We start from the raw sequence: 14919 nt of genomic DNA on the forward strand, positions 1-14919 counted from the left end.
GGCAATGAGAATCATACGGCCACAGCAATTGGTGGCGATTAAAGGAAGTTACCAGATCGGGACAGACAGCCGGCTCGGCATCAGCGTCGTGGCCGGATGCTACCTGTCCCGGCCTGAACACTTCGTGAACGAAGCCGAAATCTGGGAGGCGTGGAAGCGCGTGCCGCTCAGCCTGCCGATATTGGATGTTGCCGAGCCGAAGCCGTTCGCCGAATACCTGATCGCCGGCCATGCCGGTATCGGTCAGCCGGTGAAAACGCTGAATGTCAGCGCCGACATCGGCGGGCTGAAGCGCCGTTGGCGGGTCGAGGGCGAGGGACGGCGCGGCGCGATGGAGGTGGAACCCTTCCTCAGCGTGCCGCTGGATCACACCTCCGCCTGGGGCGGCAAAGACAACAAGGAGAACCCGTTTGGCCGCGGCTGCAATGACGGGCTGCGGCCGCTGCTGATGACGCTGTCCGCCGAGGGCACCGCGCAGGAGCGCTCTCCGCTGGCGGCGCCGGCGCCGGTGCCGCACGAGTTTGCGCTGCGCAAGGCGCACATCGATAAGGTGGCGGGCCAGATCGCCGGCAAAGCCTATCTCGAGACGGTATTCCCCGGGCTGCCGGCCAATATCGATCGGCGTTATTTCCAGATGGCGCCGCCGGCGCAGTGGTTGCCGGAAGCGGCGTGGCCGGATCGGGTGCCCTTCGAGCTGCAGGGCGTCGGCGCGCAAAGCGAGGCGATTCGCGGCGAGCTGCCGGCGGTGTGCGGACGGGCGTTCATCCGCCGTCACGATAGCGACAGCCTCGAGGAAATCGAGCTGCAGCGCAAAACGCTGTGGTTCCTGCCCGACAGCGACATCGCTTTGCTTATCTTCACCGGCAATGCGCCGTTGACGCATCTGCTGGACGAGTCCATCGAGTCCGTCATGCTGGCGTTGGATCGCTGCGATGCGCCGCGCTCGTTCGACTATTTCCAACAGGTATTCCGCAAGCGCAGCGACGATGACGCCTCGCCCTTTGAGTTTCTGTTCGATCCGGATCTGATGCCGGCGGAGATGGGGTTGAACGTCATCCAGGCGGTGTCGGATCACCCCAGCGATTTGCGTTACGATCCGTCGCCCACCTCTCTGGGCGATTCCGCCGTGTTCTATCAACGCATTCGCGAGGCGATCGCCTTGCACCAGCAACAAGCGGCGGCGGAGCCCGCCTCCGTGACGTTGCCCGATTTACCGGATCTTCCTGCCGAAGATGGCAATGACGCGTTTTTCCCCGATAGCGCGACCGTGGAAGGGAAGACTTTCACCGGTTTGCGCTGCGAGGCGCTGTCGGGCCGGCATTTTCTGCAGTGCCGCTTTGAGCGCTGCGATTTCTCGCAGGCTTCCCTCGACGGCTGCACCTTCGAAAACTGCGTTTTTGATGCGGTCGATTTGACGCAGGCGTCGCTGCGCCAGATCCGCCTGATCTCGTGCACGCTGCAAAAGCCGTTGCTGGCGGAAAGCGTGTGGCAAGAGGCGGTCTTCGAGCGGGTGACGCTGGCGGAGCCTCAGGGGCAAGGCCTGCGCGCCGACCACGTGAAGCTGGATAACTGCGTTTTCGAGCGGGGCGATTTCACCGCGAGCCGCTTTGAACACGCGGCGATCGGCAACGGCATGTTTAATGGCGCGACGCTGATCCGCGCGCAGTTTCTGCAAGGCGAGCTGGACGCGTGCGTGTTTAACCGCTGCCTCGCCGAAGAGGCGGTTGCGCTGGAGATGACGCTCACCAAAAACTCGTTCCTTGGCGGCAACTGGCGCGGCGTGCGGTTCGAACGCTGCCGCGTCGAGAGCCTGACGGCGGGCATGCAGGCGAACTTTTCCCACGCCGTGTTCAGCGATAGCTGTTTCACCAAAGTGGGATTGAAAGCGGCGCGCATGGAGAGGTGCCAACTGCTGTACAGCGTTTTCACTGAATGCAACTTTGACGAGGCCGATCTGACGGCCTGCGCGATCGCCGGCTGCGATCTGGCCGGCGTGCGGTTTAAAGACAGCCTGTTGACGCACTCACGTTGGCAAAACAGCAGCGCTCAGCAAGGCCTGTTTTATAACGCCGATCTGCGCGATGCGGAATTTGACCAGTGCAATCTGGCGGCGGCGCATCTGGCGATGACCTGGCAGGACGCCGGCACGCGGTTCAGCGGCTGTCTGCTGGAGCGCGCGTGTTGGGTGCCGCGCAGAATCATTCATGGGGACTATGCGCATGAAAACTGAAAGCCGCGTGATTCAACAGGCGCTGCCTGACCGAGAGGCGATCGAACTGGAGGTCGCCCAGGCGGTGGCGCAGACGCCGCCCATGCCGCGGATCTTCAAGAAACGCCGGTTCCACGATCGCGAGCTGAAAGGGTTGACGCTGAGCGACTGCTTTTTCATCGACTGTCATTTCGAACGCGTCACGTTTGAAGGCTGTGATTTGCGGGCGGTGCGCTTTGAGGGCTGCACCCTGCAGCAGGTCAACGTGGTCGGCGGCAGCCTGATGAGCCTGTCGTTCAACGAATGCCGGTTTGACAACCTGACGCTGCAACAGGGGCTGCTGTGCAATTTGGCGTGCAACGACACCGCGCTGCAGGGGTGTTACGTCGGCGATTGTCTGCTGGATGACTGCGGTTTGATCCGGTGCGAGGTCAACGGCGCGGAAATTGAACGCAGCAGCCTGGGGCATCTGGCCGTGCAGTCCAGCACCCTGACCAACCTGATGTTTCACCAGGACGTGATACAGGACGCCAACTGGTACGCCTGCCAACTTACGCAGTGCCTGTGGCAGGCGTCGACCCTCGAGCGCCACATCATGGGGAGCTGCCGGCTGGAGACGTGCAGCTGGCAGACGATCGCGGGGCAGGCGCGCATCTGGTTCACCTGTCGCCTGTCGGGCTGCACTTTGGCGCAGCTACAGCTGCAGGGCGCCAGTTTTCACCGCAGCGAGCTGGAGGGGTGTTCGTTCGCCGACAGCGATCTGACCTCGGCGATCTTCGCTGAAGCGCAGGCGCTGCGCTGCGATTTCGAACGCGCGACGCTGACCCTGGCGCAGGGGCAGAAGGCCCGGTTCAGCGAATGCGCGATGGGCGGCGCCAACTGGGGGCGTGCCATCTTGCCGCAAGCGGAATTCAGGGCGTGCGATCTGGCGTTAGCCAATCTTGAGCAGGCCGAACTGCGGGAAGCGAACCTGATCGAACAGCCGCTGACCGCCGCTCAGCAACAGAGTGCTCGCCTGCATGGCGCGCAGCGTCATCGCGCCGAAAACGTGCCGCTGACCGCCGATCCGTTCTTGAGTGCGATCGACGCCTGGTATGCGCATCAACAACCGGGGCCGCGGCAACCGTCGTATCAACGGCCAACAGGAGTAAGCAGATATGTATAAATCCAGAAGAGAGCATCAGAAGGTCTATGCCAACGCCAGGGTGACGCCTTTGCAGTTGGTGCGCAGCGCTCCGCTTCCCGAACAAGGGGGGCGCAAGGTGGTGACGCTGGCGGCCGACGCTAACGGCAGTCTGTATGTCGACGGCATGCGCGCCCATTGTCTGGCGGTCGCTACCAGCTGTCTGGTTCAGCCGCTGGCGGGCGATCGCGTTTGCGTCATCGCCGACGGCGATAAGTTGGTCATCACCGAGATCTTGTCGCGGCAACAGGCGAACGCCGTCATGACGCTGGACAGCCGCTGCGCCAACTTGCGCATCGTGGCGCCGGAGATCGAGCTGCAGGGCGGCAAGCGGCTGACGCTGCGCAGCCCGCACTTCACGCTGCTGACGCGCAGCAGCCGTTGGGTGGCCGAAACGCTGCACCAAATCTCTCAACGCCTGTTTGTGCGCAGCAAGCACGCGAGCCGGCGGGTGGAGGAAACCGACGAGGTGCTGGCGAAGCACATCATTCAGGATGCGCGGCAATCCCTCGTCATCAACAGTGAAATTGGTTCCCTGAAGTCTTCGGCGGTGCTGAAGATCGACGGCGGCCAGATACATATGGGGTAAACCACCATGACTGCAGCTAATAACAACATGGCCGGGATCAGCTTTGCCGGCTGTGACCCGATGATACCGGCGCCGGGCCCGAACACCGCGCCCAACAACACCGGCATACCGAACGTGCCTAACTATTTCCTTTGCGGCGGCAATGAACAGAATCTCGGCAGCATTCGCGCGGCCACCGTCGATTCGGGCGGGGTGATCGGCGCCGCCTCCGGGACGCATTCGGCCCAGATGCAGCCGGTGCAGGGATCGGGCAAGTATTTCACCGGCGGCATGCCGGTCACGCGGCTAGGCGATTCCAGCACAACGAACAATAACAACATGGTCGCCACTCAGGTCGCGCCGAGCCAGACCAAATGTTTCGTTAATGCATAGGAGTTCAACATGGTGAAGACGCTTCGGGGAGTCGCGGCAGGGGGATTGTTGGCGGTGGGGATGCTCGGCGGATGCAGCTGGTTTTCTCACGACGAGGCAGCGGACGCGGGGCGTCGGTTGCGGTTTATCGACGTCGAAGTGACCGCCAACGACAACGTGAACCCGAATGCGGCCGGCGAGGCGCAACCGGTCAAGGTATGCGTGATAGAAACCAATCGCTCGGGGTGGATGCCCGAGGGGATTGGCGACGGCGCTCCTTGCCGCGAGACGGCGCCGTCGGAAGGGGCGCTGAGCCGGCACCAGAGCATTTTGCAACCGAGGGAGACGTTGCGTTATCGCTTCGAGGTGCCGGCGGGGCAAGAGCGATGGGTCGTCGTCGGGGCGGAGTTTCAGCAAATCAGCGGCGTGTTGCCGCTCGCCGAGCAAAAGTCCCCTGCGCAGGCTGATTCGCAAATGAAGGTGATGGTGGGGATGACGTCACTCAGCATAGTGACTAACGACAAAATGGATGAATGACATGTTACCTAAACAACGCGTCGCCTGGGTAGAAGGCATGTTGATGGAACCGCAGCATTTCCAGCAGCAGGAACGTTTTTTCGAGCACTTGATTGAAGCGCGCTTGCGCAGCGTCGAAACCTTCACCTGGGGGTTCCTGACGCTGGAGATCGACAACGGGCTATTGGAACAGGGCAAGTTTGCGCTGAAGAAAGCCAAGGGCGTTTTCCCCGACGGCACGGCGTTCAGCATGCCTGAGGATATTCCGCTGCCGCCGCCGCTGGTGCTGGGAGAAGGCTGCCAGGGGAAAGTGGTGTGCCTGTCCGTGCTGATGGACATCGCCGGCAACGCCCAGATCGATCTTATCCAGGATGCGCGAAAAAGCAGCCGTTTTCGCACCATGGACGCCGAGGTGCCGGATCGCAACCACGGCGTCAGCCTGGAAGGGACCCCGCGCGTGTGCACGATGCAACTGGGCAGCCTGGTGACGCGGCTAAGCCTGGAGGACGCGGTCAGCAGCGCGGAAAGCGTGTTGCCGGTCGGTTTCGTGCGCGAGCTCACCAGCGATCGTCGGGTGCTGCTGGATGAGCGCGCCTTGCCGCCGATGCTGGATTTCCGCGCCATCGGCTGGCTGCCCGCTTTCACCACCGAATTGCTTGGGCTGATCAGCCAGCGTCTGGAGTCGGTTTTCCGCCCGGACGTGCATATGACGATCGGCGGGCTTTCCGAGCTGCTGGAACTGCTGTTGCTGCAAACCTTGAGCGAGTTCAATTTGCGCATCAGCCAACTGCTGGCCAGCCCGCAGGTGCATCCTGAAACCCTGTTCGACACGTTGCTGAGCCTGCTGGGGCGGCTCAGCATCATTCCCGGCGGCGAACGCCTCTGGGATCGGGCCGATTTGGTGTATCTGCACGATGAACCGCACAACTGCTACTTCCAGCTGTTCGCCTCGATTCGCCGCGCGCTGTCGCTGGTGATCGAAGCGCCGGCGGTGGCGTTGCCGTTTACCGATCGCGGCGACAGCATTTATCTGTGCCCGAACGACTCGCAGCTGCGCCTGGAAAAACTGGTGTTCGCCGTCAGCTGCGGTTTGTCCATCGAGCATCTGCGCTCGTATTTCCCCGCGCAGGTCAAACTGGGGCCGGTCGAGAAAATCATTCAGCTGATCGATCTGCAATTACCGGGCGCTCGCTTGTTGCCGATGGCTTCGCCGCCGCGGCACATACCGTATTACCCGAACAGCATCTATTTCGAGGTTGATCATGCCGACCCGATTTATAAGGAAATGATGGCCGGCTCGGCGATGGCGCTCAGCATCGTGGGTGATTTCCCCGACCTGCGTTTTGACGTCTGGGGATTAAGGCAAGGGAGGGTGGGATGAACGAATTCGAGAGAAAAATACGCGAGGCGATGGCGGTAACGCGCAACAACGCGACGCCGCGCCTTCCCGCGTCCGGCTCGGTGGGCAAAACGACGGCGGAGATCGCCGCGCTGTCCTTCGGCGCGCGGGCGCTGGCCGCCAAGCTGCGGCCGGGAAGCGCCGGGGTGGCGACGCCCCCCGAACCCAAGCCTTATGAAGCGGAAAGCGTTGCGCCGGAAAACAGCGAGCCCGCGCCGGGCGAGCGCCCGGCCGAGGCGGCGCCGACCTCGAGCGGGCTGTTTGGCCGCGCCGCGCTGAGCAAGCCCGGTGTGATGATGGGGCATTGGGACAACCCGTTGATCGCCGCCGCCATCCCGGTTCTGCTGCAGGTGGAGCGGGTGCGCGATCAGAAACAGCTGAACCCGGGCGCGGTGCGCGCGCAGATCGTGCGCGAGATCCAACAATTTCAGCAGACGCTGCTGGCGGATCACATCGCGCCGAGCGATGTGGACAAGCTGGCCTATCTGCTGTGCTCCTACGTGGATGAGTGCTGCATGAGCACGCTCGAATCCGGCGAACTGAATCTCAGTCTGCTGGTGGAGTTTTATCGTGACGCCTGGGGCGGGGAAAAGTGCTTCGAGCACCTGCAGGCCTATCTGGCCGCCTCGCCGCGCAACAAGGAGATCCTGGCGTTTTACGATCTGATCCTGTCGCTGGGCTTCGAAGGGCAATATCACGTGATGGAACGCGGCGCGGTGTTGTTGGCCGATGTGCGCAACCGTCTTGACGGCTATCTGTACAGCCAGAACCCGACGCAGACGCTGGCCGATGCCGAGCCGAGCAAAGTGGTGCGCAAGGCGACCCGCATCACGCCGCTGAAGCTGCTGTGCTACGGCCTGGCCATCGCGCTGCTGGCGTATGCCTCGGCCGCCTGGTATCTGCACGATCAGTCCCGCGCGCTGCGCAACGCCATTTTGGCCTGGACGCCGCCGCAGCCGCGCAAAATCAACATCATGGAGACGCTGCCGCAGCCGCTGCCGCAAATCCTCAGCGAAGGGTGGCTGGAGGTGCGCGCCGATCCGCGCGGCTGGCTGTTGATCTTCACCTCTGACGGCGCATTCGCCACCGGGCAGTCGAAGCTGTCGGAAGAGTTTAAAAAGAAACGCAACATCGAGCGTTTGGGGGAGGCGCTGGCACCGTGGCCGGGCGATCTGGAGGTCATCGGGCATACCGACAACAAACCGTATCGCAACACCTCCAACAACTCCAACCTGAAACTGTCCGAGGCGCGCGCGCAGACGGTGGCCGACAAGCTGCGCGAATCCTTGGCCAACAGTAAATACAACCGCACCGTGACATCGGTCGGCAAGGGCGATCAGGAGCCGCTGGACGACAACGCGACGGAAGAAGGGCGCCGCCGCAACCGCCGCGTGGACATCCTTTGGAAAATCGGCGAGAGGGAGATGGCTTCACCGTCTGCAACGTTAAATCAGGCAGGGGTAGCCGCCGAGGTCCCCGAGGATAACTAAGACATCCGCCGGCGTAGAGATAATAAGGAAATTATATGATACGTAGATCATTCATATTGGTGATTGCCTTGCTGCTGTGTGCGGTGGTGTGGTGGATTGGGCCGTTGATCGCCATCGGCACCTATCGGCCGCTGCTGTCGGTCTGGGTCAGGGGCATCATCATCGCGCTGATCCTGTGCTGGGCGCTGTGGCCGTTCGTGGCGACGTTCTTATCCTGGGTGTTCCGCCACGCGCGAGCGCCGGCCCCGGCCAAACGCAAGACCGCCCAGCGAGATCGCGTGACCTCGCGCTTTTACGACGCCTTGCGCACCTTGCAGTATGTCGGCACGGCGAAGCAGCGCACCCCTTGGCAGCGCTTCAAATACCGCCTGACGCGCCGTTACGTCAGCGAAAAACCGTGGTTTCTGGTCATCGGGCCGCCGGGCAGCGGCAAAACCTCGCTGATCGGCGAAAGCGGCGAACGCTTCTTGCTGGCCGAGCACTATGGCCTGCAGCAGACGGTGGACGTCGGGCCGACCCAGGATTGCAACTGGTGGCTGGCGGAGAATTCGGTGTATGTCGACACCTCCGGCGAATGGCTGCAGTTGAACGGCCTGGGAGAAGAGGGCGCCAGGGCGCGCGACACCCTGTTCAAACTGATCCGCCGCCATCGCCGCCATCCGGGCATCGACGGCATCATGCTGTGTCTGGATGCGCGTTGGTTGCTGCACGCCTCGCTGACGGAGAGAAAGTCGGTCGCCGACGCGCTGCGCGTGCGCCTGCTGGAGATGGCCTCGTGGTTCCGCAGCGAGCTGCCGGTCTATCTCACCATCAGCCACCTCGATCAACTGGTCGGCGGCGAGACCTTCCTGTCCATGCTGGGCGACGATCTGTTGCAAAAAGGCATGGGCTTCAGCCTGAACCGCGCCGAACAGGGAGAAACCCCCTTCGAGCAGTATGAAACCCTCTACCGGGAGATGGTGGCGCGCGTCAGCCATCACGTGCTCGAACTGTTGCACGATGCGCCGGACGGCCAAAACCGCCAACAGCTGCTGTTCTTCACCGAATCGCTGGGGTCGCTGGGCAACCCGCTGTATTCCCTGTTAGAGCAGATCTTCCCGCAAACGCCGGTGGGCTACGCCTGCCATCTGCAGCAGGTGTGGCTGGGCAGCACCATCGCCTTGCCGCCGCAGGGGGCGATCTACAACGCGGAAGCGGCAGATATCTATGAAGCTCGCCCGACCGGGCGCATTTATCACCCGGAGCTGGATTACGCCCGGCAAGAACGCGGGGTGATGCAGCAGTCTTCGCACGTCAGGCCGCTCGGCAGCCGCATGAGCTCCCTGGGCCGCTATGTGCTGGTGCTCATTCTGTTGGCGGTCTCGTTTAACCTGCTGGCGATGCGTTACCTGTGGGAGAGCGATTACATCTCCTACATTGCGGCGCGCTTCGATGAGACAAAGCGCATCGTGCGTGAAATTCCGGTGACCAACCGCGTCAGCGACGATGTCATTTCCGCCTATGAGCAGCTGGGGTACATGAACGCGCAATTGGGCGGCGAAGTGTCGCCGGTGCCGAATCCCTATTTCGAGCACAAGCTGATCAACAGCGCGGCGCAAAAAACCTACCAACGCCATTTGCTGCAGATCTTCTGGCCGGCGGTGGAAAACTATATCGCTGACGAACTCAAGAATGACGTCTCGGCGTCCAACAAGGACGTCTACGGCACCCTGAAAGTGTACCTGATGATGGGGGAACCCTCGCACCGCTCCGCCGAAGCCTTGGTCGACTGGTTCATGGCGCGCTGGGAAACCTTTATGCCGCAGGGGTACACCGATATGAACAAAGGCATCTTCGCTTACCATCTGCGAGAGATGTTCTCTTTGCCGGACGCGCCGGTCATGAAGATGAACGGCGACCTGCTGCGCCTGGCGCGGGTGAAAGCGATGAACATTCCGATGCAGGTGCGGGTAGTGCGCCGCATCGAAGAGAAACCGCTGCCGGCGGCGATCAACGATATTTCGTTGGCCGACGCCGCCGGGCCGAACGTCTCCTTGATGCTGCGCCGCAAGAGCCAGGCGACGGTCACCGATACCGCCGTGCCGGGGTTCTATACCCGCGCCAGCTATCGCGACGTTTTCCTGGCGCAGCTCGATGACGCCGCCAAGGACATGATCGAAGAAGAGTCCTGGGTGCTGCGCGACAGTGGGGAAGGGAAAAACGCGGTGAACTCGCTGGCCTCGGCGCAGAAGCTGGCCGACGAGGCGAGGAAGCTTTACCTCATCGAGTATGCCGACAAATGGGATGCGTTCATGCGCGACGTGCGCGCCCGGCCGGTCAACGGGCTTGAGGATGCGGCGATCCTGGCGCGTCAACTGTCCGATCCTTCTTCTCCGCTGGCCAATCTGGTGCGCTTCGCCGCGCGCGAAACCAGCATGACCGGCACCAACCAGGGCGATGCGGCAAGCTGGTTCGATCGCCAGCGCAACCGCATCGAGCAGCAGCGGCGCGACATCCTCGGCGAGATTTCCGGCGAGCGCGCGCGTTTTCGTCTCACGCCGGAACGCGCGGTGGAAGATCGTTTCGAGCTGCTGCGCCGTCTGGGCTATCAGCTGTTGCAGACCACCAACGCCAGCAACGATCCGCTGAGCCGCAGTTTCGAAGCGCTGTACAGCCAGTTGACCACCTTGTCCACCTCGCTGCGCGGCGGCCAGGTGGTGCCCGCCGGAGGCACGCTGAAGCGTCTGCAGTTGGATGCGGCGCGCCAGCCGGAACCGGTGCGCAGCGTGATGATGGATCTGTTGCAGGTCGGGGACAGCCAGACGATTCAGCAGAGCCAGAAGAACCTGAGCAAAGGCGCTTCGTCGCTGGCCTCCGGCTTGTGCAAGAGCAGCATCAGCGGGCGTTATCCGTTCTCGCGCAACGCCAGAGCAGAGGTCGGCATCGAGGACTTCTCGCGCATGTTTGGCCAAAGCGGCGCGATGCAGCAGTTCTTCGATGAGAACCTGGCCCCTTATGTGGACGTCAACGCGCAGAAATGGAATGCCAAACCGGGTTCAGAGGGGATCGTCAATGCCAGCACGCTGGGCGCGTTTGAAAATGCCCGGCTGATCCGCGATACCTTCTTCACCGCCGGCGACAAGCTGTCCTTCTCGATGTTCATCAGGCCGTTGTCCCTGACGCCGACCATTACGGAAGCGACCCTGGATATCGACGGGCAGGTGATTAACTACAGCCATGGTTTCAGCCAGCCTACCCGTATCGATTGGCCGGGTCCGAAAGGCGGCAGCTATGTTCGACTCACCTTCCGCACCGGCACCGGCCAGATCCAGGTCGCCAGTTTCGACGGGCCCTGGGCCTTGTTCCGGATGTTCGACGCCAGCAATCCCGTGCCGCTCGCCAGCGACAGGCGAGAGCTGACGATGTCGATGTCGTCGGTGGTGGGCGTGCTCAAACTGGAATTGCGCTCGACGATGAAAGATTTCCCACTTTGGTCACGGGCGTTGCGAGGATTCTCGTGCCCGAAAGCGATGTAAACACAACCGTAAAGAGGTGATAAACATGTTAGATCCAGCCAAAATTTTAGAAACCATGAAGGCCGGCGGCAATTTGGGCACCAACTCCCAATCGTCGCTGAGTCAACCGTTTATGCAAGGCGTCAGCAATATTCAAATGTCGGGGCCGGATGCGGCCAAGTCGGTCATGAGTAATGTGACAAAATCTTGCGATGATATGTTCGGCAATATGAAGGGCATTTTTAATGGTCTGCAATCGAATGTGAACGCACACCAAAAAATGCAAACGAGCGAGCAGCCGAAAGATTTTAATGTTTCCATGGACGATCTTCGTCCGGCGATTGCGAAAGGGTTCCCGCACGAAATGGCGGACTTCTTTTCCAAAGTGCCGAAACTGTAATCAAAAACTCGATGGATAAAATACCGGGAGGCGGAAATGCCTCCTGGTATTCACAAGGAGTGTTGCGATGATCTATGACTGGATGCTCAAAAACGCCAATAAACGCATGGGTTTTTTTATCATGGTGATACCCAGCCTGTTTTTTTGGATATTGGTTTTTCTGACCTTATCTATTTTTTGATTCTTTGATGTAAAAAAAGCACCCGCAAAGGTGCTTAAAATGAAGCGAATTAAAAAATAGGAAGGGATGATTATGAGTTGTTATTACAGTTTAGAGATGATCTGCAATCCGCTGGAAATCAGCGCATCGACGGCCAGACCAATACCTTTACCGATGGTGCCGACAACGGTTTTGGCATCCGGGTTAACACCGGCAATCGCGGAAATGGTATCAATACCTGTACCTACCGCACTGCCAATCAGTGTGCCTACGTCACCAAAAAAACCAGCACCGTTAACTTGTTCAATTTCTACTGCGGATAGTTCTTTCATGATTGAAACTCCTTTTTCAGTTAGCCCTTTACTTCAGGCAATTTCATTATTGCAAATCAGGTCGTTTTTTCAATAAAACTCGCGCTGTTTTTTATACTATTGTGTTTTTTGTTAGATTGATTTTGCATCGTTAGATTATATATTGCCGAAGCCTGGGTTTTTATATCTTACTCGCCTTGAACGGCGGCGGTTTTATGAGGTTATTATTTTAAATCGGAATGATATATACCAGAAGGGAGACCTTATGAAGGTATTGACGACGCCGGAAAGACCTTTCCGGTATGATGAGCTTGCGGATAAAATCATCCGGGAGGCCAGGAGCCGCTTGGGGTGCGCCGTTCTGCGGTTTTTAGACTGTATGATCCTGGGTTATGGCCCGCCGGTGATAGTCTTTGATATCTATAATAATCACGGTAAGTTGCAAACGTTCAAAGTCATTCTTCCTCTTGGGAGCGACAAGCAGCTAAAAAAAGATCACCTCGGGTTGGTTTCCTGCCTGGAGGTTAAAAAATTGATGAGGATAAAAAAAATATAATTCATCCCGTTCGTCAACGATGCCGCGTTATCTTTCTGCGCTGCGCATCACTCCTGAAAAATCTTTACTCCTACCAGGCATTTCTTGCGCGGGCGGCCGATGGGTTCGCCTTCTTCTTTTTTGTTGCCGTCTACATGAAAGAACGGGAATCACTTACTGCCATAAAGTGTAGCTTTTTTTTATGCAATTTTTTTACAATAAAATGAATATGGTTATACTCTGTTTAATAGGGTCTGCGATGACCCCGCCGCCTCGTGCGAAAAAAGCATTATCCTGCCTTTATCATAAGTAAATTCCTAATGCATAAACGGATTCTCTTAACAATCAATGTCGCGCAATGTTATGTTCTATATTATGTGTTTTTTCGATATTTATCTGGATATATTGCGCTCTTGGAGTAAAATTAACGTATCAGAGAAAAATCTTAGCACCGTGATGCTGATGGCAATGATGCCTTATAAATATATCTTACGATAACAATTTCCCTTGCGAAGCGCGGCAGCTTACCGCGTCTTGCTTTTGTATGCTCTCCAGGGCAGATGAGTTATATAACCCTATATAAAATGCACTTTTGCGAGGCAAGGTCTTTTTTGCTTCGCCTATAACGCTTTTTTATTAAAAAGCACGTTAAAACAAAAAATAATCACAGCAATGATATTGCAGTAAGGAGAGTGAGCAAGCGTAGTCAAAAGGGAGGTTTGGTAATGGAGCGCGTCAATATCGCTATTGTGGATAAAAATCAATTCTTCAAGCTGGGGTTGAGTCTTGCCTTGCAGGAAGGTTTTCTCACGAATGGCATTAAGGCCAAGATCACGGGAGAAGAACGTGCCAACATCATATTCAGGGCGCCGGACAAGCGGGTGTCCATAAATTTTTGTCATACTCAGCTTTTGCAGGGCAACTTTTCTTCTATTCCGCTCTATTTTTCAATATTGGAGCATAAAAAGACATTCCCTAAAATTCATTGCAATTTGGAAGCCGGAAGTATTACGCGCAAAGATAGCGTGGCGGCGATCGTGGACAAGGTCATGTTCTGCTATCGCAAGAAAAATAGTTTGGTTTCAAGCTATTGCCCGCGTTGTCGTACCCAGTTGACCTTTAGCGAGGGGAAAGTGTGCCGTTTAATCCATCTGGGCTATTCACAAAACCAAACGGCGATGTTGCTCGGCATCAGCCCGAAAACGGTGAGTATTCATAAACGTTCGGCCATGAGAAAACTGAACATCGATAATAATATTGAATTCTTGCGCTGGTTAAAAATGCACAGCGACTCTTGTTAATCAGGGAAAGGAAGCGAACGGTCCGGCGCCGTATTATCAGCGGCGCTGAGCGGTCATCTTTTATTGATTTTCGCTCGGCATGGAATCGGTTTTATAGGGAGATAAAACATGGCTGTCTTTGTGAGAGAAGCGGTTTCTCATAATCATTTCAAATTATTGCAGGAGCTTTATGGCAGAGATTTGGGCGGAGAGCGTTTCCTGCACTGGAAGCATTTGCTCGATCCGCATTGTGGGGCGCCGATGGAAAAAACGGGCATATTTTACAAGGATCAAGAACGTTATCTTGGGATGTTTGTGTCCAGTTTTTATCCATTTAAAATCAATGATTTGTCTTTTAATGTCAATATGCTTGGCGATCTTGGGATCCACCGTCAGGTCAAATCTTCCACCGTCTTGAAAGATTTTTTCCTGCAGGCCAGGCGTTCGGATGTGGCGGCGGATATCTGCTTTTCCGATGACAGGAAGATCAGGGTTTATGAAAAGATTTTTAGAAAGTATTTAACGACCAATACGCAAATCTATCCCTTCGTCGAATTAACCTTAAAGCCTGATAAGTTTATGGCCTTTCGTTTTGCCGAGGGCGGCCAAGCGCGGCAGGCCAGCTTTATCAATAATCTGGGGCGAGAAAAAGATCATCGCGCATTTGAATATATTGAAAAACATCCTCTGTATCATAAAATTCATTATATCAATAAAGGCAATCTCTACGCTGTGATTGGCTGTTCCAGTGAGTGTGCCGAACTTTTGGATATTTCCAATCCTTCCAGGGAGTGTTTTTCCTGGGCCATCGGCGTTTGTCGGCACCTGCATAGCCGTTGCAAAGTGATGATCCCTATTGGTTTTTACAAGTCGATTTGCGCTCAGGCGGCGGAGGTCATTGCAGAAAAGCGCATCAACATGCTGATCGGTTATTACTCAGAAAAGATAAGCGAGCTGATGCCGAAAGAGGTTTGGGTATGCCGCATGGATCGCCGTTAAGCA

Annotated in this window: 13 protein-coding genes; 12 read left to right on the forward strand and 1 reads right to left on the reverse strand. The window is 57.6% G+C overall.

Annotated elements, in window-relative coordinates; translation table 11 throughout:
* The first annotated feature begins 4 nt into the window (after positions 1-4).
* Genes J9788_RS07860 through J9788_RS07900 form a run of 9 tightly spaced genes read left to right on the forward strand, consistent with a single transcriptional unit; the run spans position 5 to position 11631 of the window.
* Positions 5-2230 (forward strand): DUF2169 domain-containing protein, encoded by a 2226-nt coding sequence (locus tag J9788_RS07860; RefSeq protein ID WP_182264220.1) that lies wholly within the window; start codon positions 5-7, stop codon positions 2228-2230.
* The gene (locus J9788_RS07865; RefSeq protein ID WP_227414449.1) at positions 2220-3374 is read left to right on the forward strand and encodes a pentapeptide repeat-containing protein; all 1155 of its coding nucleotides are present in this window, start codon (positions 2220-2222) and stop codon (positions 3372-3374) included. The genes J9788_RS07860 and J9788_RS07865 overlap by 11 nt, the downstream gene beginning before the upstream one ends.
* Entirely contained in the window at positions 3367-3981 is a 615-nt protein-coding gene (locus J9788_RS07870) for a DUF3540 domain-containing protein (protein ID WP_004935341.1), read from the forward strand. Before J9788_RS07865 ends, J9788_RS07870 begins: the two co-directional genes overlap by 8 nt.
* A 6-nt stretch (positions 3982-3987) precedes the next feature.
* On the forward strand, positions 3988-4353 hold the full coding sequence (locus J9788_RS07875) for a PAAR-like domain-containing protein (protein ID WP_046896502.1): 366 nt from the start codon (positions 3988-3990) through the stop codon (positions 4351-4353).
* 9 nt (positions 4354-4362) lie between these two features.
* On the forward strand, positions 4363-4869 hold the full coding sequence (locus tag J9788_RS07880) for a type VI secretion lipoprotein TssJ (protein ID WP_004935335.1): 507 nt from the start codon (positions 4363-4365) through the stop codon (positions 4867-4869).
* A gap of 1 nt (position 4870) precedes the next feature.
* Complete coding sequence (gene tssK, locus J9788_RS07885; protein ID WP_044030911.1) at positions 4871-6229, forward strand: type VI secretion system baseplate subunit TssK; 1359 nt, start codon at positions 4871-4873, stop codon at positions 6227-6229.
* Entirely contained in the window at positions 6226-7737 is a 1512-nt protein-coding gene (icmH, locus tag J9788_RS07890) for a type IVB secretion system protein IcmH/DotU (RefSeq protein ID WP_182264221.1), read from the forward strand. The genes tssK and icmH overlap by 4 nt, the downstream gene beginning before the upstream one ends.
* 35 nt (positions 7738-7772) lie before the next feature.
* Positions 7773-11252 (forward strand): type VI secretion system membrane subunit TssM, encoded by a 3480-nt coding sequence (gene tssM, locus J9788_RS07895; protein ID WP_046896504.1) that lies wholly within the window; start codon positions 7773-7775, stop codon positions 11250-11252.
* A 25-nt stretch (positions 11253-11277) separates the two neighbouring features.
* Positions 11278-11631, forward strand: a complete 354-nt coding sequence (locus tag J9788_RS07900; protein WP_033632662.1) for a DUF6277 family protein — start codon at positions 11278-11280, stop codon at positions 11629-11631.
* A 264-nt stretch (positions 11632-11895) separates the two neighbouring features.
* On the opposite strand, the gene J9788_RS07905 is transcribed toward J9788_RS07900, so the two are convergent.
* On the reverse strand, positions 11896-12123 hold the full coding sequence (locus J9788_RS07905; protein WP_004935320.1) for a hypothetical protein: 228 nt from the start codon (positions 12121-12123) through the stop codon (positions 11896-11898).
* Between the two features lie 244 nt (positions 12124-12367).
* Here J9788_RS07905 and J9788_RS07910 point away from each other — a divergent pair, with 244 nt between their 5' ends.
* From J9788_RS07910 to J9788_RS07920, 3 genes are all read left to right on the forward strand, one after another.
* A complete protein-coding gene (locus J9788_RS07910) occupies positions 12368-12658 on the forward strand; it encodes a hypothetical protein (RefSeq protein ID WP_046896505.1) in 291 nt (96 codons plus the stop codon).
* Positions 12659-13362: 704 nt separating this feature from the next.
* On the forward strand, positions 13363-13938 hold the full coding sequence (locus J9788_RS07915; RefSeq protein ID WP_004935315.1) for a LuxR family transcriptional regulator: 576 nt from the start codon (positions 13363-13365) through the stop codon (positions 13936-13938).
* Between the two features lie 108 nt (positions 13939-14046).
* Positions 14047-14916, forward strand: coding sequence for a hypothetical protein (locus J9788_RS07920; RefSeq protein ID WP_046896506.1), 870 nt, complete (start codon positions 14047-14049; stop codon positions 14914-14916).
* Positions 14917-14919: the final 3 nt, after the last annotated feature.

Origin of the sequence: Serratia sp. X10, assembly GCF_017811775.1 — a bacterium.
Taxonomy (GTDB): Bacteria; Pseudomonadota; Gammaproteobacteria; order Enterobacterales; family Enterobacteriaceae; genus Serratia; species Serratia ureilytica.